The organism is Staphylococcus equorum (genome assembly GCF_029531845.1).
GTDB classification, from domain to species: domain Bacteria; phylum Bacillota; class Bacilli; order Staphylococcales; family Staphylococcaceae; genus Staphylococcus; species Staphylococcus equorum_C.
The window spans coordinates 178,123-196,301 of record NZ_JAMBPV010000002.1; the positions used below are offsets into that span (position 1 = coordinate 178,123).

17 protein-coding genes are annotated in these 18,179 nt (G+C 32.3%); 3 read left to right on the top strand and 14 right to left on the bottom strand.

Annotation, left to right across the window (positions count from 1 at the left end):
* Nucleotides 1-135 precede the first annotated feature (135 nt).
* Both M4L39_RS03120 and M4L39_RS03125 read right to left on the bottom strand, forming a co-directional pair.
* The gene (locus M4L39_RS03120; RefSeq protein ID WP_277580705.1) at nucleotides 136-339 is read right to left on the bottom strand and encodes a DUF6501 family protein; all 204 of its coding nucleotides are present in this window, start codon (nucleotides 337-339) and stop codon (nucleotides 136-138) included.
* Nucleotides 340-357: 18 nt separating this feature from the next.
* Nucleotides 358-1,170, bottom strand: a complete 813-nt coding sequence (locus tag M4L39_RS03125) for a VOC family protein (RefSeq protein ID WP_277580706.1) — start codon at nucleotides 1,168-1,170, stop codon at nucleotides 358-360.
* A gap of 206 nt (nucleotides 1,171-1,376) precedes the next feature.
* Between M4L39_RS03125 and M4L39_RS03130 the strand changes: the two genes are divergently transcribed.
* Entirely contained in the window at nucleotides 1,377-1,577 is a 201-nt protein-coding gene (locus M4L39_RS03130) for a Mid2-like cell wall stress sensor domain protein (protein ID WP_277580707.1), read from the top strand.
* 153 nt (nucleotides 1,578-1,730) lie between these two features.
* Here M4L39_RS03130 and M4L39_RS03135 read toward each other — a convergent pair whose 3' ends face one another.
* The 5 genes from M4L39_RS03135 to M4L39_RS03155 form a co-directional block, all read right to left on the bottom strand.
* On the bottom strand, nucleotides 1,731-2,309 hold the full coding sequence (locus M4L39_RS03135; protein WP_277580708.1) for a dihydrofolate reductase family protein: 579 nt from the start codon (nucleotides 2,307-2,309) through the stop codon (nucleotides 1,731-1,733).
* Nucleotides 2,310-2,576: 267 nt separating this feature from the next.
* Nucleotides 2,577-3,584: a Gfo/Idh/MocA family protein gene (locus tag M4L39_RS03140; protein ID WP_277580709.1), complete on the bottom strand. Its 1,008-nt coding sequence runs from the start codon at nucleotides 3,582-3,584 to the stop codon at nucleotides 2,577-2,579.
* A gap of 38 nt (nucleotides 3,585-3,622) precedes the next feature.
* A complete protein-coding gene (locus M4L39_RS03145; protein ID WP_277580710.1) occupies nucleotides 3,623-4,765 on the bottom strand; it encodes a Gfo/Idh/MocA family protein in 1,143 nt (380 codons plus the stop codon).
* Nucleotides 4,765-5,652: a sugar phosphate isomerase/epimerase family protein gene (locus M4L39_RS03150; RefSeq protein ID WP_277580711.1), complete on the bottom strand. Its 888-nt coding sequence runs from the start codon at nucleotides 5,650-5,652 to the stop codon at nucleotides 4,765-4,767. The genes M4L39_RS03145 and M4L39_RS03150 overlap by 1 nt, the downstream gene beginning before the upstream one ends.
* Nucleotides 5,653-5,776: 124 nt before the next feature.
* The gene (locus M4L39_RS03155) at nucleotides 5,777-6,643 is read right to left on the bottom strand and encodes a sugar phosphate isomerase/epimerase family protein (protein ID WP_277580712.1); all 867 of its coding nucleotides are present in this window, start codon (nucleotides 6,641-6,643) and stop codon (nucleotides 5,777-5,779) included.
* Between the two features lie 120 nt (nucleotides 6,644-6,763).
* Here M4L39_RS03155 and M4L39_RS03160 point away from each other — a divergent pair, with 120 nt between their 5' ends.
* Nucleotides 6,764-7,639, top strand: a complete 876-nt coding sequence (locus M4L39_RS03160) for an AraC family transcriptional regulator (protein WP_277580713.1) — start codon at nucleotides 6,764-6,766, stop codon at nucleotides 7,637-7,639.
* Between the two features lie 460 nt (nucleotides 7,640-8,099).
* On the top strand, nucleotides 8,100-8,648 hold the full coding sequence (locus tag M4L39_RS03165) for a helix-turn-helix domain-containing protein (protein ID WP_277580714.1): 549 nt from the start codon (nucleotides 8,100-8,102) through the stop codon (nucleotides 8,646-8,648).
* A gap of 249 nt (nucleotides 8,649-8,897) precedes the next feature.
* Here the strand turns inward: M4L39_RS03165 and M4L39_RS03170 are convergent, their stop codons facing one another.
* The 7 genes from M4L39_RS03170 to M4L39_RS03200 form a co-directional block, all read right to left on the bottom strand.
* Entirely contained in the window at nucleotides 8,898-9,086 is a 189-nt protein-coding gene (locus M4L39_RS03170) for a hypothetical protein (protein WP_277580715.1), read from the bottom strand.
* Between the two features lie 445 nt (nucleotides 9,087-9,531).
* The gene (gene sucB / locus M4L39_RS03175) at nucleotides 9,532-10,797 is read right to left on the bottom strand and encodes a dihydrolipoyllysine-residue succinyltransferase (protein WP_277580716.1); all 1,266 of its coding nucleotides are present in this window, start codon (nucleotides 10,795-10,797) and stop codon (nucleotides 9,532-9,534) included.
* 13 nt (nucleotides 10,798-10,810) lie between these two features.
* Nucleotides 10,811-13,612, bottom strand: a complete 2,802-nt coding sequence (locus M4L39_RS03180) for a 2-oxoglutarate dehydrogenase E1 component (RefSeq protein WP_277580717.1) — start codon at nucleotides 13,610-13,612, stop codon at nucleotides 10,811-10,813.
* A gap of 198 nt (nucleotides 13,613-13,810) precedes the next feature.
* Entirely contained in the window at nucleotides 13,811-15,166 is a 1,356-nt protein-coding gene (locus tag M4L39_RS03185) for a HAMP domain-containing sensor histidine kinase (protein WP_277580718.1), read from the bottom strand.
* Nucleotides 15,163-15,825: a response regulator transcription factor gene (locus M4L39_RS03190; RefSeq protein ID WP_277580719.1), complete on the bottom strand. Its 663-nt coding sequence runs from the start codon at nucleotides 15,823-15,825 to the stop codon at nucleotides 15,163-15,165. Before M4L39_RS03190 ends, M4L39_RS03185 begins: the two co-directional genes overlap by 4 nt.
* A gap of 643 nt (nucleotides 15,826-16,468) precedes the next feature.
* Nucleotides 16,469-17,083, bottom strand: coding sequence for a phosphatase PAP2 family protein (locus M4L39_RS03195; protein WP_277580720.1), 615 nt, complete (start codon nucleotides 17,081-17,083; stop codon nucleotides 16,469-16,471).
* 16 nt (nucleotides 17,084-17,099) lie between these two features.
* Nucleotides 17,100-18,173: an undecaprenyldiphospho-muramoylpentapeptide beta-N-acetylglucosaminyltransferase gene (locus tag M4L39_RS03200; RefSeq protein WP_277580721.1), complete on the bottom strand. Its 1,074-nt coding sequence runs from the start codon at nucleotides 18,171-18,173 to the stop codon at nucleotides 17,100-17,102.
* Between the last annotated feature and the right edge of the window lie 6 nt (nucleotides 18,174-18,179).

An 18,179-nucleotide genomic window follows, 5' to 3' on the forward strand; every position in this document is an offset into this window, starting at 1 on the left:
TAAAAATAGACTGGGGCAAGAATACGTTATCATATTTTGCCCTAGCCCTATTTTAATAAGTAAATTTATAAACTCACAATAGATTGCGAGGAATTGTGCGTTGTTTTAATGGTTCAATACGATATAATTAAAAGGTTATACTTCTTTAAAATATTCTTTAAAATATCCGCCAACTAAACCAGAGTTATCTACGATTTGATAATATTCTTCTGTTTCATTGATAACGTCATATTGTTTCCCTACTGTTAGCATATCAGATACTGTGAATTTTTTCGCTTCCGCATGTTCAACTTCGACTTTTTTTATAGGTGTATTTGTTTTCCAAGTTTCATGTAACATAATTGTAAAAACCTCTCTTTATTGTTTTGTTTCTAAAGTTAATATAAATGTGAAGCCGCTTTTTTCACTAATTCTTAAAGAACGTTCGCCATCTTGATCTAATGTTTGATAAGGAATCCCAATGACTTCAAGTTGTTGCAATGCATTTTGAAAATGTGCTTTTGTTTCAGTAGCAAATTCAATTTGTTCAACTATACCATGTTCAGGCACTTTCACTTCATCTTTTGCAGCATAGATATGTAGTTCGCCACCTAGCCCGCCGTCACCTATACGAAAGACCTGCACTTTATAATCGGCATCATCTGTCGGTGCATATTCAGCAAAATGTATGAGACCAAAAACTTTTGTTAAAATAGATTGCGTTAATATGAGTTCATTAACTTTCAAGATGACAGGCCCTAATCCTTGGATTTGGTGTAATGGATTCACAGTACTTTCAAATGTAGGCATACCTAATGGTGCTCCAGTATTATGCTCATTGGAATAAATATTAAAAGTTTGATTATTTTGGTCTTTAAAATCAAAATATTTATGACCATTTAAATCGGTTATGCCACCGTGGTTAATTTGATGATTGTCTAATACTGATTTATACTCATCCAGGCCTTCATCACTGGGTACACGCAAGCCAATATTTTCTATATGATTATTATTGTTAATATAGTTAGGTATTTCTACAAAATGTAAACGTGTTCCAGAATTAAGTTCAGCATCTCCAAAACGTAGCGCTTGCCCTTTGTTTACTACATTGAGTCCGAGTATACCATTAAATAAAGTTTTAGTTTTTTCTAAATCATTTGTCCCTGTAGTAACACTTCTAAGACCATTCATTATATTAACCCCTCTATTCATATCTTTTCAACTAATTATAACTTACTTTAAGTATTATTTGTATGATGAATAATGGTTTTACAAAATTATAACGATTATACATTGGACGAATAAGGAAAATGTATTAAAATGTATATATATCGTGATTTATTATTTTTCATGACAAATTAGAAAATAGATTTATTGAATTAGAAGGAGGTTTTAAAATGTTAACTGTATGGGTAGTATTTGGTATCACTGTACTTATAGCAGTGTATTCTGGAATTACTTTCTTTTCGAATATAAATAATAAAGCAAAGCAAAAAAATGCTGATGCTAAAAGTGTTAAGAAAAATAATATCTATGGCGTAGTTTTCTTAGTATTTTTAATTATCGCTATTATCGAGCTTTTCGTGTATATAGCTTAAAGAATTGATAATTAAATACAAAATATCGGATAGTTTATTAATACTGTATAAGTAAACTTCTTTATATTAGAACATGCTTATTAAAACAAGGGATACTCCAATGTATTGGGATATCCCTTGTTTTGTAGCTAAATCAATTTTTTAATTAGTTCATTAGTTAACTTTGCCATAAATGAGCTGTACGACCCCACTTTGAAAAGTATTCGTTTTTAACAATGACAAGTTCAATCTCTGATTAATATTTTCAAATAATGGTTTTCCAGCACCTAACACTACAGGATGAATAGATAAACGATACTCATCAATTAGATTATTTTCTATAAATGAGGTGATAATACTAGATCCACCATATAACCAAATGTCATTCGTATGAGCTAATTTGATTTGTTCTACTGCTCTGGTCATGTCAGTATTATTAATAAATTCAGTAGTAGTTTGATTTGGAATATGCTGATGTGTAAATACATATTTACTTTTGCGATGAATACTTTCCCACATGAACTGCTCTTCACTGTTATTGTCAGCTGATTGAGGTTGAAACCTTCCCCATAAATCATAGCTTTTTCTTCCATAAATAATAGCATCGATTTGATTTAAAAATGTATTGAAATTCATTTCTGGATCCATAATACACCAATCAATTTCACCATTCGGTCCTTCTATAAACCCATCTAAAGTTACAGCTAAATCTAATAATATTTTGCTATTATTGTTGATAAAATGCACCTTCATTCATTAGGATATATACTGATTGTAGTGAAACGTAATTAAAAAAACAATTAATATGTGTAATGATAAATTAGATTTTTTCGAAATATTGTACGTCAAAAAGAAGTGGAAAGACGAAATTAAATTTGATTCCGTCTTTCCACTCCCAAGTATGACTAGATATCAGACAGCTAGCGTGTAATATCTAATTCATATTTACTAAATAACATGTTGTATTTATGTCTCTTGCTCTTAATATATTATCCACTTCATCTTTATGAAAGTGAAAGTTTAATCACTTGTAAATTGTACGGTATGATTTGATTCAGAAGACATTTGAATTGCATCTATCATAGCAATTGATGCAAGAGCATCTTCAGCATGTACATAATTGTGTGTATCGTAGTGTATGCAGTCATAAAATTGATTGATCAGCTTACCATGACTTGGCCCATAATATGATTTTGTTTTAGGTGCTTTAGAATCTTCTATAACTTGTATTTTATAACCATCTTCATTCACACGTGTCAGAATATTATCTTTAATTGTGAATTTTTCTTTTTCGAAGATGACTTGAAGCTCAACACTAGAATTTCCAATGCTGGCATTTGTAGCGAAAAACATACCATTCGCTTTATTTTCAAACTCCATATGGGCGGCTGCGGTATCCTCTACTTCAATATCGTAATCTAATAGTTGCGAGACATTGCCTTTAATAGAAGAGATTTTGCCACAAAGTAATTGCATTAAATCTAGTGTATGGATGGCCTGATTGATTAACACGCCACCACCAGCAGTATCCATCTTACCGCGCCAAGGTTTCTCTGTATAATAAGATTCGGGTCTAAACCAAGTTACTAGTCCTTTTACGCCAATGACTTTGCCATATTTACCACTTTCGACGATTTGTTGTAGTGTTTGAAAGGTATCATTATAACGATTTTGAAAGCAAATGCCAATTTTTATTTCTGGGTACCTGCGTTCTAATTTCACTAATTCAAGACCTTCTTTGGCATTAATTGCAAGTGGTTTCTCTTGAAGCACATGAACGCCTTTTTCGACACAAGTCGTTGTTGCTGATAGATGTAAATAGTGTGGTAAACAAATATGAACACAATCTAATGTTTCTGAATCTAACATTTCGTTTAAATCTTTATAAAAATGAATATGAGGTACTTTATCTTTAAATAATTCATTTTCATCACAAATTGCTACTAATTGAGCATCTGGATTATCTTTAATCGCTTGAATATGTACTTGAGCGATATCACCTAGTCCAATAATTCCAATTTTAAGCACATGACCATCTCCGTTTATTTCTGCATTTATGAGTTAATTTATTTTTCAGATTGAATTTTTTCTTGTAATGCATTTTCAAATTCTGCTGGATCTACTGGAAGCGCTACCTCTTTACCTAACCAACTTGAAAGATAAATAGCATTCACAAAGTTAACTCCGTTAATGCCGTCACTGCCTGGAGCAATTAATGGTGTGTCATCAATTATATTAGCGGCAAAGTTTTCTAATACGCTAATGTGTTGTTGACCCCAAACGCTTTCAAATTCAAACGTTTCTTGATCATAGATATCGTCAAAACCATTACCTGTGAAAATTTTGGCAGCATCTTCCCAAGACATATTACGGTTCATATCGGTTTCTGATTCTTTTAAGCGAGTCAGTGTAATTTTTTTACTATCTTCTACTAATATTTTTCCTTTGTCTCCGGTGATTTCTAAGCGATCTGTTCCGATAATGTCATGTGTACATGTAATAAATACACCCGTTGCGCCGTTGCCATAATCTAATATAGTTGTTACATCGTCATCGACATTTAAATCTCTTTGATAACCATATTTAACATTTGAAAATACTTTTTCAGGTAATCCACATAACCATTGGAGTAAATCAATTTGGTGTGGCGCTTGATTTACTAAAACACCGCCGCCTTCTCCATCCCAAGTTGCCTTCCAAGAACTTTGATCATAATATGCTTGTGGACGCCACCAAGTAGTAATAATCCAATTTGTACGACGAATATTACCAATTTCACCATCATCAATTAATGCTTTAACTTTTTGGTATAAAGGATTGGTTCTTTGATTAAAGAAAATACCAAACGTTAATTGCGGTTTAGAGGCTGCTAAATCACTGATTTCTTTAACTTTTTCAGCATAGATATCTGCAGGCTTTTCTAAAAGTGCATGAATATCTCTAGATAATGCTTCTTTTCCTATTTCTGTATGTAGGTAATGCGGCACTGTTGTTACGACAGCATCTACATCGCCACTTTCTAACATATCAATATAGTTCTCATAAAATGTCACATTTGGATATTTTTCAGCACTTAACGCCTTTTTCTCAGGATCAATGTCACAAATTGCGCCAATTTCTATTTTGTCTACTTTTCCACTATTAATAAAACCTGCATAAGTGCCTCCTTGTGCACCTAAACCAATTATTCCCAAGCGAACTTTTTCCATTATACATTCTCCTCTTGTTCAATATTAGACAGTATTTCTAGTAATGCTTCATATTGCATTTTGTATCCTTCAGCGCCGTCTTTAGCTACTGTATTTTGGATTGTTTCTGTTGAATGCTCAAGCTCTAAATCTTTAAGTGAGTCAAATACAACGAGATGAGGTTCTAGTGTTAAAAATCCTTCGTAGCCACTGTTGATTGCTTGTTTAAGTATCGATTCAATTTGACCATCGCCTGTGCCACACAATACATTGATACTATCTTCATATATAGCATCCTTAATGTGAATATATTCAATATGTGGGGTCAATAATTCATAACATGCTTGTGGATCCTCGTCACACTGAACAAAATTTGCAAAATCAAAGATTGCTTTAAAATGTTCTGAACCCACTTCATTTAAAATGACATTACAACGTCGAGCAATATCTCCAAAGATATCTTTTTCATTTTCATGAAGTAAAATTACGTTATGTTGTTCAGCAATTTCAGCAAATTGCTTTAACTTAGCAATGACTTCTTTTTCATAAGCATCAAAATCATCTTCTTTTGGTATATAAAAACTAAATATTCTAATGTATTTACAATCTAAAGTGTTTGATATTTCACATAATGTCTTTAATGTTTTTAATTGTGCTTCAAAAGCATCATCATCATTAATATAAATTTTACCTATTGGCGAGCCAATAGATGATATACTAATGTTCCATTTTTTCAACCTTGGTAACACATCTTTTTGTATGCTTTCCACAGAGTATTTGCTAATGTTTTCACCATCAACGCCTCGGAGTGAGATGTAGCGCATGCCTAATTCACTGACAGTTTTTAACTGGGTTTCTAATTCTGATGATATTTCATCAGCAAACCCTGATATTGCGATGTTTTTCATTATAAAAATACCTCCATTTTTAATAAATATAATTTTAGTTTTATAAAATTAATGAATTGCAATCGCTTTCATTTATCTTCTTTAAAAAGCACCTATCGAGGTGTAAATAGACTAATAATTTAAATTAAAACCATGTTTTATAACCTAAATCAAATAAGTGGTCACGACTTGTGATTAAACAATCATATGGATCGGCACCGTATAATTCGTCTTGTTCAACAAAGAAGTATTCACTGCCACTTTCAAGACCAGATTCTATAATCTCTCTTAAAGGTAAAGTTCCTTCACCAAGCTCAGCGAATTGTGTAATCATATGCAACATATAATATACCTTCTCAACACCTTCTCCAGGATATTGGTTCCAGTCAATTTCTCCAATGCGATAATCTTTTAAGTGAATGGCACGAATTCGGTTTGCATATGTTGGTATAAATTTAGCTGGATCTATACCAGCGCGCCAAATCCAATGTATATCTAATTCAAACCCTAAATGTTCAGTATTATCACGCATTAAATCTAACATGAGTTCTCCATTATAACGAACAAATTCTACGTTATGTGCATGATAGTAAAGATCAATGCCATGTTCCTTCAAGCGTTTAGCATAGTCTTCACATATTTCAGCAAATTTAAGGGTACTTTCTTTAGAACCCATATAATTTATTGGAAGCATACCAATACGTAGAATTGTACAATCTACTGCTTTACAATCTGCTACAATTTTATCGAAATCATTTTGCAATGTATCACCTGGATATTTTTGTTCTGCAGAAATATCTTCAACACCACAAGACATTGCAGCGATATTCATACCAAAATCCTTAATCGCACGTTGCATTTCAGTAATATTATGTGCTGTCATTTCTATTTGAGATACTTCAACAGCATGATATCCAAGTTCATTTACTTTATTTAAAACGTTGTATATCCCTTCTTCAGCTACCTTATCTTTAAGCATCATCATTTGAACTCCAATTTGTGGTTCAGTCATATAAATCATCCTTTCAATTTAATATTACTTTAGTGTTATAATTTAATTATATAATGAGTGGAAATTAACAACATTGTAAATAAAGGGAAAAAGATTGTTTTTTGAGTGGGAGGTATTTAAATGAAAGATAATGAAGATATTAAGTTTAAATTTGATTCTATATCGTTACCTTTTGACGGAGAGTATGCAGCATGGCATAGGATAAGTGATGGTCACTTTGGCAATGAATTACATTATCACGACCATTATGAAATTTTCTTTTCACTGTCAGGTAATATGTTATATACCATTGAAGGTAGAAAATATCAGCTAGACGTAGGTTCTTTATTGTTGATTACACCATATGAGTTTCATCAATTAAATGAACAAATGGACGGACATGCTGAACGTATTGGATTAAGGTTTGATGCACATTTATTAGAATCGTTGTCTACAGATACATGTGATTTAAGTGCATGCTTTGAGACGAAATCACCAAACTTTAAAAATTTACTGCAATTGTCAGAATCACAAAAAAGAGAATTATATTATTTGTTACAGGGTTTAATTAACGAACAAGATAGTCAAAAGTTTGGGAAGAAATTAGCGGAAGAAGCATTACTCACCCAATTTTTCATACTTTTAAATAGAGTATCTATTGCTAATGAACAAGTATCAGTAATAGATGATCCGGAATCAGAGTTAGTAAGACAAGTATTAGATTATATGGAGTTACACTACGCAAACCCTATTTCATTAGAAGATCTTGAAAAGAAATTTTATGTAAGTCGTTATAAAATTAATCAGCATTTCACCCGCCTTGTAGGTTATCCACCTTATCGTTACTTATTGCAAAAACGATTGCAAAATGCGCAACGTATGTTGAAAAATGGAGAGAGCCCACAACAAGTTGCCAACCTATGTGGTTTTAGTGATTATTCTAACTTTTATCGACGATTTAAAACGTCTTATGGATGCAGTCCACGTGATTATTATCAAAAACATGTCAAAAATTAAAGTGTTTATGTAGTAGAGAGTTCCTCTTAATATAGAAGTTTCTTAGATTGTAAATCTATTTAAGGAGGACTTTTAATGGCAAGAAGAATCACGAAAAAACTTTTAATTTTAATTAATTAGGATTATGCACAAACAATATTTAATTGTTGAAAATGATGATTTGAATGAACAAAAGTTAATATAATAAGTTGGTTGTTGGAACAGGATAATGAGTTGTAGTCATTTAAATAAATATAAGTATCGTAGTTACTACAGCTTAAAAACATGAAATTTACTGTTTTATGTTTTAAAACCCCAATTATTTAAATTACTCAATAGTGAGAATGATGCTGATATGAAAGCATTTTACTGCCTCCCCTCTCGCATAATACGTTATAACGTGTATAATGACGTTATAACGTATTATCATTTTTTATGAATATTTCTTGCGTTATATTAGAAAATAAAGGTGGAAAGATCTATGAAAGAAATTAATGATATTATTGCTGAAAATCTTAAGTTATATAGAAAACAAAATAGTTATTCATTGGAACATTTATCATTTTTAACTGAAGTAAGTAAAACGATGCTTGGACAAATTGAACGTAAAGAATCTATTCCATCGATTACAACATTATGGAAAATTGCTAACGGTTTAAAAGTTTCGTTCTCAGAACTTACACAAGAAAATATAGACAACATTAAAAAAATATCAATAAATGAGTTAAATCCTCTAACTTCAGAAGATAATAAATATAAAGTATATCCATTTTTTAAATTTGATATTGAGAAAAAATTTGAGAGTCATATGGTGATTATAGACCCTGAAGGGCTTATGAAAGATTCACCTCATGGTTCTGGATCTATAGAGTACATAACAGTTTATGAAGGTACACTTACACTTAAATTGGACGGAGATAACTATACGGTTCATAAAGACGAATCTATTAAATTTAACGCTAATATGTTCCATTTTTACTCAAATGAAAATAATTTACCAGTTCGATTTAACATGATTATTCATTATTAATCTAACAACATACATCGCTATCTTCAGAGACACTTATAAGTTAAATCAAATCAATGAGAGATAATACAGTGCGCATATTCCATTTTAAGCATGTTTTTAGGGCGTTTTCTTGTTTGATACTAAATAGGTCTCAATACTCATTCTCGGACCCCGCAAAACTGGCTAGATAAGTGAAATGTGAAAAAGTGCATTTAGTTATCAGAAATCTACTGTTTAAACGCTTGTTTTTTCTTAAATGTAAGATGTTTTTTACAATTTATTGCTAGCTTTTGTAGAAACAAATATACATAAAACGATACAAACCATTAAAATTAACCAATTATCTAATGCAACATACGTGATGCCATGATTATTTATTTTATTGCCTGTGTTCTTAGTTTCTGTTTTTAATAGTGTAGATGAAATAATGTTATAGATATTAAACACTTTTTCTAGCATATCCTGTATATTTTTTTATTTAAGTCTGTATTTAACTCTAATTGCTCAATGCGCTTTTTACTTCTAATCCACTTTTTAAATCATAGTATTCTATTTCAAGGTTTTCTGCGTAAGTATATAGTTGGTCAAATGCTGATCCTATTTCTTATTATCAAAGGTCAATTGATTTTTGACAGTGGCGATTAATGAGCGGTTTTTTTATTGAAGAAAGTACATTTTAGATATTGAGACTAAACTCGATATTTTTATGTGTTTGATTAAGATGCGACTGCGCCCGTGGAAAGTGTTCACAAAAAAATGCCAACAAAGTCAGAGACTTTGTCGACACGCTACAGCTAGTTATGTTACATGGTGTCCTTATTTTTAGCGCAATTTAAATCTCAAAAAAATACAACGACATTAAACGCCGTTGTATTGGGATTAATAAACTATTTTGTGTTGTGGATTATGATTCTAATAATAAATCTTCTGGATTTTCAATTAAATCTTTGATCATTTTTAAGAATCCTACTGCTTCTTTACCATCAATGATTCTGTGGTCATAGCTTAATGCAATGTACATCATTGGGCGGTTTTCAATTGTATCTGCATCGACAGCAATCGGGCGTGTAATAATTGAGTGCATGCCTAGAATAGCAGCTTGGCTACCATTGATGATTGGTGTAGACATCATTGAACCAAAGATACCACCATTAGTAATTGTAAATGAACCATTTACCATATCGTCTAAGCCGAGTTTTTTATCGCGTGCCTTTTTAGCTAAATTACCAATTTCTTCTTCGATTTCAGCAAAGTTTTTCTTGTCACAGTCTCTTACGAAAGGAACAAGTAAACCGTCATCAGTAGATACTGCAACGCCGATATCATAGAATTGTTTAGTGATCATATCGTCGCCGTCAATCTCAGCATTTACACCCGGGAATTTTTTCAGAGCTGCAACAGCTGCTTTTGTGAAGAATGACATGAAACCAAGTTTAGTACCATCATGGTCTTTAATGAATTGTTCTTTTTTACGTTTACGTAAATTCATCACATTCGTCATATCGATTTCGTTAAATGTTGTTAACATAGCTGTATTATTAGAAACTTCTAATAATTTTTTAGCAGCTGTTTTCTTACGACGAGACATTTTTTCTCTAACTACTGGTTTTGATGGGTTTTGTTGTGCCGGTTTTTTAGCTTCTTCTTTAGCGGCTGGTGCTGCTTGTTTTGAGCTTGCTTGATTTTGGTTTTGATCAACATGTTCTTTTCTTACAACATCATTTGATTGTGCTGCTACTTCAGATAAGTCGATACCTTTTTCACGAGCATATTTGCGTGCTGATGGTGTTGCATTAACACGTTGTCCGTTATCTTGTTCTTTTTCTTCTGATTTATCATTTTGCGTTTCAGATTGTTGTGGTTGAGCTTTTTCTGATGCTGAATCGTCTTTAGCGTCATCTTGTTTAGCTGGTGTTTCAGAAGCGTTGCTTCCGCTACCTTCTCCAACGACAGCGATAGATTGACCTACTTCAACTGTATCGCCTTCATTTGCAAGTAATTCTTGAAGAACACCTGCTTCTTCTGAAACAACTTCAACGTTTACTTTATCTGTTTCTAATTCAACGATAGCTTCACCTTTATCTACGTTATCGCCTACTTGTTTTAACCATTCTGCAATGGTACCTTCTGTTATGGATTCTGCTAATTCTGGAACTTTTACCTCTGGCATGCTTGACTTCCCCCTAGTTAATTTTTGTACTTTGTTCGAGTATCATATTTTGAACGAGTTTGTGGATTTCACCATCACCTTCAGCTGGTGCCGAACGTTGTATACGACCATGATAACTTAAATCGTATTTATCTGTAGTTAATTCTTTTAGATATGGATAAACAAATGACCATGCGCCTTGGTTCTTCGGTTCTTCTTGTACCCAAGCTACGTTTTCTAAATTCGGCAATTCATTTAACAATGCTTCGATTTCTGTTACAGGGAATGGATAAAGTCTTTCTACTGCAACAACTAATATAGAATCGTTTGGATTTTTAGCCAAATATTCTTTTAAATCAATAAACATTTTTCCTGAAGCTAAAATAACTTTTCTTACAGCGTCTTTTTTATGTTCTTCTGGTAAAATCGCTTCAAATTTGCCCGTAGTAAATTTACTAATAGGATCTGCTACTGTTTTATTACGTAATAAGCTTTTCGGTGACATTACTACTAAAGGTCTCATAGATTCTGTACCTAATGTAGCAGCTTGTGCGCGTAATAAATGGAAATAGTTACTTGAACTAGATAAATTAACGATTGTCGCATTATTTTCTCCTGCGAGCTGCAAGAATCTTTCTAAACGTGCAGATGAATGTTCTGGTCCTTGTCCTTCAAATGAATGAGGTAACAATAATGTTAAAGCAGAACGTTCGCCCCATTTAGCTCTTGAACTAAATAAGAAGTTATCAAAAATCATTTGAGACATATTTGAAAAATCACCATATTGTGCTTCCCAAATTGTCATACATGATTTGTTTTGAACGTTATAACCATATTCAAAGCCAACTACTGCAGCTTCTGATAACGGTGAATTACGTACTTCAAACGTCGCTTTTTGATCAGGTACATGATGTAACGGTGTATACTTCTCACCAGTCTCTGAGTCATGTAATACTGCATGACGATGACTGAAAGTACCACGTTCGCTATCTTGTCCTGTTAAGCGTATTGGATTGCCATTTTGAGTGATTGTCGCAAAAGCTAATTGTTCTGCTTGAGCCCAGTCAACTAATCCATCTTCTTTTTCAAATGGCTCTCTACGTTTGTCTAATACTTTATTAAGTTTCTTCAAGACATTGAAATCTGAAGGGTACGTAAGTAGCGCATCATTAATTTCTTTTAGATGTTCAAAACTCAATTCTGTATCTTGGCTTTGAATTGGTTCTGCCAAATCATCTGGTTTTTGCATATTTGGATTATCCATTTTATCGTCTTTATCAATTTTGTCATGAGCAGCTCGTAATGATTTCTGTACTTCATCCATAATATTATTCATTTGGTCTTCTGTAATAATATTTTCATCTACGAGTTGTCTTCCGTATAAAAGTTCAACGGAGTCATGTTTACGTATTTCATGATATTGTAGTGGGTTTGTGATTGATGGTTCATCCATTTCATTATGACCATATCGACGGTAACCAACTAAGTCAATAACAACATCTTTATGAAATTCTTTTCTGAAAGCCATAGCAATTTCAATTGCTTCGATTGTTGCTTCAACATTGTCTGCGTTAACATGCATAATCGGCACATCATAACCTTTAGCAACATCTGAAGAGTATGTTGTAGAACGCCCTTCTTCAGGTTCTGTTGTAAAGCCAATACGGTTATTTGTAATAACATGTAATGTTCCGCCAGTAGAATAACCATCAAGACTACCTAGGTTCATTGCTTCAAAGTTGATGCCTTGACCAGGATAAGCTGCATCACCGTGAATTAATATTGGCATAGATTTTTCAAATTCAGTTGTTACTGCGCCGGGTTTATCTGTATTGTCTTGTGTTGCACGTGTTTTACCTAAAACAACAGGTGCTACGATTTCTAAATGACTTGGGTTGTTAGCTAATGAAATGCGTTGTTCACTACCATAGGAACTTGTCGTTTTCACGCCACCAAGGTGATATTTAACATCACCAGACCAACCAGAAGTTAATTTTAAGCTTCCATCCTCTGGTAAAAACTTCATTGGATCTGTGTGCATAAATTCAGAAATCATCATTTCATATGGCTTTTCTAAAACATGTGTGAGTACGTTTAATCTCCCACGGTGAGCCATACCAATTTGAATGTTTTGAATACCCTCGTCACTCGCAAGTTTTAAAGTTTGCTGTAACATTGGGACTAATGTATCTACACCTTCAATTGAAAAGCGCTTTGCACCTACAAAGTTTTTATGTAGATATTTTTCAAAACCTTCAACATGGGCTAAATTTTTAAAAAGTTCAATTTTTTGATTGTCATTTAAAGTTGCTTTGTACGGTGTTTCAATTCTGCGTTTTAACCATACACGTTCTCTATTGTTGTTGATATGCGTGTATTCAAAGGCGATTGGTCCTTTGTAACGTTTTTCCATACGTACAATAGCTTCATAAGCATTGTCATAAATATCTTTGAAATGCTCTGATACAATACCTGCAGAAATAGATTCAAGTGTTTCTTTGTCTAAATTGAAATCTTCAAAGTTTAACTTTGGAACATTTTCTCTTACAGGTCTATTGACTGGATAAATATCTGCTAATAAATGCCCATATTGGCGGATATTATCTATTAAGCGCATAACACGTTTGATTGTGCTATCACCTTTAGTCACATTACTTTGACCTTCAGTATTTGTTACGATGTTAGCTTCACCGTTTTTGATAGTACTAAATAGGACTTGCAAATCTTCAGGGACTGAAGTCGGATCATTTAGATATACGTCATATAAATCTAAAACATATCCAAGATTTGCCCCGAAATTTACAGGTGCCTCGGAAACCTGTCTTTCGTTGCTCATATTACACCCTCCACAAAATAGTTGAAACGCTTACAAATCAATAATAGCATTAAACAGGCGCAAATTAAAGTACCAATAGCCTACTTATATGAAAAAACAGAACCTAAATTAAATAGATTCTGTTACTTTTGTAATACATATAATAATGTAGCGCATATTTTGCTAAATTTAAACTTTTTAAATGCTAGATTTTACGTGTTAAAAAGTGATTTTAAAAGTTGTATATTCACCTATTTCACTTTCAACTTGAATGGTGCCATGATTCAATTCAATTATTTTTTTAGCAATAGATAGGCCGAGTCCATTTCCACCTAATTTACGTGAACGTGATTTATCGACTCTATAGAAACGGTCAAAGATAAATTCAATGTCTTCTTTTGGAATACCAACGCCATGGTCTGTTATCTCAATAGAAATTTGTTTGTTTCTAAGATTGGTTTGAATATGAATATGTTTGTTATGCTGATCATATTTCATAGCGTTATCAATGAAAATAATTAATATTTGTTCTAATTGGTAACGGTTTATTTTAATGTTAAGTGGCTTAGGATAAGCCTCAAATTCAAATTTATAGTCCTGATGTAATTGTTTTAAAGATTTAATACGAGAAGTAATCTCTTGATTTATGTCCACATTTTCGATTTCTCCATCTCGACTATTGTTATTATCTTTAGTGAGTAAGAGAAGCTCTTCTACTAATTTTGTAATTCTCATCATTTCTTCTAAGGAAATATCTAAAGATTCTTCGAGTATTGCTGCATCCTTTTTCCCCCAACGTTGAATTAAATTTAAGTGACCTTGGATAATTTGCAATGGGGTACGTAATTCATGAGAAGCGTCTTCAACGAATTGTCTTTGTTGATTAAAAGATTCTTCTAATTGGAACATCATTTCGTTAAAAGTAACGATTAAATTATCTGTTTCTTCGTAGTTTGTACTTAACTCTACTTTTTCTTGGAAACCATCTCTACGTATTTGTTGCATTTTGTTAGACATCAATATTAATGGTTTTGTAATTTGTGAAGAAAAAAAGTAACTTACAGCCGCAGTGATAAACGTTGCAATGATGCCGAAAATAAGCGCAATAAAATATAAAGAGTTTACGAGTGTATTATAGTCTTCTAATGAATGGACGATGACACTATACCCTTTGAAGCTTTGAGAATCGATGTGTTGCGTAATAGTTAAATATTCCGTATTATGATGATTTTTAATTGAAGCTTGATTCGCATCTTTAGGCGCAAAATTCGGTGTATAACCTATCGTATTATCATTTGAAGTCTCCATTAATTTGTGCCCGTTGTCATTGTAAAGTATCACCTTCTGAAAGTTGCCTAAAGAAGCATTTAAATCTAAGGGCGTAATATCTTCAATTTGCTTGGTTTCAAAAAGGTTCACGATATCTGAGGCACTTCGTTCTGCCTCAGTAAATTCATTGTGACGTAAACTATTGCTTAAAAAGAATATAATAATCAAACTAAAAATAAATATCGTTGAAAACGTTATTGTTGTTGTAATCATCATCCATTTTGTTTTTAATTTTCTTTGCTTCATTGTCTAACCACATAGCCTACGCCACGAACTGTTTCGATGTATTTATCTTTACCATAGGGTTTGAGCTTGTTTCTTAAATAACGAATATAAACATCCACAACATTCGTTTCAACTTCAGTATCATATCCCCAGACATCAGTGATAATTTGTTCTCTTTGTAAAACATGATTTTTATTAACAGCAAGTAAATATAATAAATCATATTCTGTTTTCGTTAAATCTAATGATTCGCCCTCTACAGTGACTTTAAAAGCGTCTTTGTCTATAATGATACCTTTGATATCAATGACATTCTTTTGTGGTTGTCTACGTAGCATAGCACGTATTCTAGCCAGCAATTCCTCTATATCAAATGGTTTAACAATATAATCGTCAGCGCCATAATCTAATCCTGCGACTTTATCGTATGTATCACTTTTAGCAGTAATAATAATAATTGGCGTAGTTTGCTTTTGACGAATTTGACGACAGATTTCTAAGCCATTGATATTTGGTAGCATCAAATCCAAAAGTATAAGATCATAGTTATTTGATAATGCTTTTTCTAAACCAGGACGTCCATCGTATTCTATATCTACAGTGTAATTTTCGTGTTGAAGTTCAAGTTCTATAAAGCGAGCAAGATTTTGTTCATCTTCTACTATTAATATTTTTGTCATAAGTTGCACCTCAAATTATATTTTAAATGAAAATACACAATGTAGGAAGTTATTACTAATAATTGTATAATATTTGTTGCTTATATACGAGAGATATTTAAAATGATAAGTCAGATTATATCCTGCCATTTGGCCGTTTTGAAGGTTGTTGAGTTTTGATGAATATAAGAAGATATAAAAAAATAACAATTCTAATTGACAATAATTCTCAGTGTTGTATAATGTAATTGAAAATGATTATCAATTCCAAACATAAGACATTCCCCCCACACGAATTTCGATCTTATTGGATTGATCATTTTCAGAAATATCCCCTTTTATATGCCCGTAAAAGACTAACGTTGCGAGACAACGTGAATATAGAAACCGGTTTTACTTTGTAAAATCGGTTTTTATAATAAATTTTGACACAAAAAGGCAACAAGATACGTTATAAATCTAATAGCAAAAAAACAAGCCAAACGTTAACATTGACGTTTGGCTTGTTTTTTTGCTATTAGATTTATGAAAGCTATTTACAAAATCATCCATAAAAACCTACTGAAAAGTCATTGACTTTTCGGTAGCCTGTCAAACGAGATACAATATAAAACTAGCTGTCTTATTGTTGCTATATTATCAATAAATGCCCATTAACACTAAACTAAACTTGTAGTTTATGTCTTAAAATAAGCGTCGATAGTACCACACAGAATGCGCCACCAATAACACCAGCAATGATATCAGTTGGATAGTGTACACCAAGATATACACGAGATGATGAAATTAAAATGATAAATAATGCAGATAATCCAATCATAAATGCTCTAGATTTGCCTTGTAGCACTCGATTAGCTATATACATGGTACTGCCAAAGAATGTGGCAGATCCCATAGCATGCCCACTTGGGAAACTAAAGCCTGAAATATCAATGAGCCTTAGCAATGTTGGACGTTCTCTATCAAAGAGGTTTTTTAGCAAAGGATTTAAAGTGCCTGTTAAACTCATTGCAATAGCAAAAAATAAAGCCTCGATATTTAATCGTTTTAGCATTAAATAAGCAATTAATAATAGTGATAAACAGACCATCGCCCATACTTCACCAATCTTAGTTACGCCTAAGAAGAAAGTAGTCGTAATAAAACTTTCAGAAGAATAGATAAATTCGTATACTTCATTATCAATCCATTTTCCTAATCTAGATTCATGAAAGAATGCAATGATGCCAAATATTAATGTGAAAATGATTAGTAATGATATTCGTTTCCATCGACTCATTGCATATGACCTCCCATTAGTTTAGCGCGTCATTAATAATTTTATTGAATAAATCTTGACGCGTATAGCTTTCTTTATATGTTTGCATTTGTTTAATTATCGATTCACGATTTGTTTCAATATCATTGAGCAGTGTGATTAATTGTGTTTCAGTTAACGTATCTTCTGGTAATGTTTTACCAAAACCTTTAGATTCAAAATTCTTTGCATTATCAATTTGATCACCACGGGACTGGTCTAGACCAAGTGGAATTAATAACATAGGAATTCTAAGTGCTAAAAATTCATAAATAGCGTTTGAGCCGGCACGACTAATAACCGTATCAGTGATTGCTAAAAGATCTGTTAAATCATCTTTCACAAATTCAAATTGAATATAGCCTGCTTTATCTAAAAATTGTTTTTCTAACAAACCTTTACCAGTTAAATGTACAACTTGATAGTTTTCGTTAAGTGCATCTAAATTTTGTCGAATGATTTCATTTAATTTTTTACTGCCTAGACTGCCGCCCATAACGAGTAATACTCTTTTATTATTAGTAAATTCAGTGAGTTGATAACCTCTGTTTTTATCTCCAGTTTTCAAATCTTCACGTACTGTAGCACCGACAAAATCTGCTTTATCCTTAGGGAGATATTGCAATGTATCTTCAAAAGTAGTGTAGATTTTCTTAGCAAATTTGAGCGAAATCTTATTAGCTAAGCCAGGCGTTAAATCTGATTCGTGAATTATTGTTGGTATTTTCAAAGATTTTGCAGCCATAACTACAGGCACAGATACAAAACCACCTTTTGAAAATAATAAATCAGGTTTTTCTTTTTTTAATATCTTTCTCGCATCTAATATACCTTTAAGTACTTTGAATACGTCTTTTATATTGTCCCAAGAAATATAGCGTCTTAATTTACCACTAGAAATTGAATGATATTTAATTTCAGGTAATTGAGATTCAATCATCTCGCGTTCAATTCCTTTTTTTGAACCAATGTAAAAGGCTTCATAACCTGCTTCCAAGGCAGTGGGTATTAAACTTAAATTGACTGAGACATGTCCAACAGTGCCTCCCCCAGTAAATGCGATTTTCGTCATATTATA

Excerpts from the sequence above, each read along its gene's own strand:
- M4L39_RS03120 (WP_277580705.1), bottom strand. The coding sequence starts at position 339 with ATGTTACATGAAACTTGGAAAACAAATACACCTATAAAAAAAGTCGAA.
- M4L39_RS03125 (WP_277580706.1), bottom strand. The coding sequence starts at position 1,170 with ATGAATGGTCTTAGAAGTGTTACTACAGGGACAAATGATTTAGAAAAA.
- M4L39_RS03130 (WP_277580707.1), top strand. The coding sequence starts at position 1,377 with ATGTTAACTGTATGGGTAGTATTTGGTATCACTGTACTTATAGCAGTG.
- M4L39_RS03135 (WP_277580708.1), bottom strand. The coding sequence starts at position 2,309 with ATGAAGGTGCATTTTATCAACAATAATAGCAAAATATTATTAGATTTA.
- M4L39_RS03145 (WP_277580710.1), bottom strand. The coding sequence starts at position 4,765 with ATGGAAAAAGTTCGCTTGGGAATAATTGGTTTAGGTGCACAAGGAGGC.
- M4L39_RS03150 (WP_277580711.1), bottom strand. The coding sequence starts at position 5,652 with ATGAAAAACATCGCAATATCAGGGTTTGCTGATGAAATATCATCAGAA.
- M4L39_RS03155 (WP_277580712.1), bottom strand. The coding sequence starts at position 6,643 with ATGACTGAACCACAAATTGGAGTTCAAATGATGATGCTTAAAGATAAG.
- M4L39_RS03160 (WP_277580713.1), top strand. The coding sequence starts at position 6,764 with ATGAAAGATAATGAAGATATTAAGTTTAAATTTGATTCTATATCGTTA.
- M4L39_RS03165 (WP_277580714.1), top strand. The coding sequence starts at position 8,100 with ATGAAAGAAATTAATGATATTATTGCTGAAAATCTTAAGTTATATAGA.
- M4L39_RS03170 (WP_277580715.1), bottom strand. The coding sequence starts at position 9,086 with ATGCTAGAAAAAGTGTTTAATATCTATAACATTATTTCATCTACACTA.
- sucB (WP_277580716.1), bottom strand. The coding sequence starts at position 10,797 with ATGCCAGAGGTAAAAGTTCCAGAATTAGCAGAATCCATAACAGAAGGT.
- M4L39_RS03180 (WP_277580717.1), bottom strand. The coding sequence starts at position 13,612 with ATGAGCAACGAAAGACAGGTTTCCGAGGCACCTGTAAATTTCGGGGCA.
- M4L39_RS03185 (WP_277580718.1), bottom strand. The coding sequence starts at position 15,166 with ATGAAGCAAAGAAAATTAAAAACAAAATGGATGATGATTACAACAACA.
- M4L39_RS03190 (WP_277580719.1), bottom strand. The coding sequence starts at position 15,825 with ATGACAAAAATATTAATAGTAGAAGATGAACAAAATCTTGCTCGCTTT.
- M4L39_RS03195 (WP_277580720.1), bottom strand. The coding sequence starts at position 17,083 with ATGAGTCGATGGAAACGAATATCATTACTAATCATTTTCACATTAATA.
- M4L39_RS03200 (WP_277580721.1), bottom strand. The coding sequence starts at position 18,173 with ATGACGAAAATCGCATTTACTGGGGGAGGCACTGTTGGACATGTCTCA.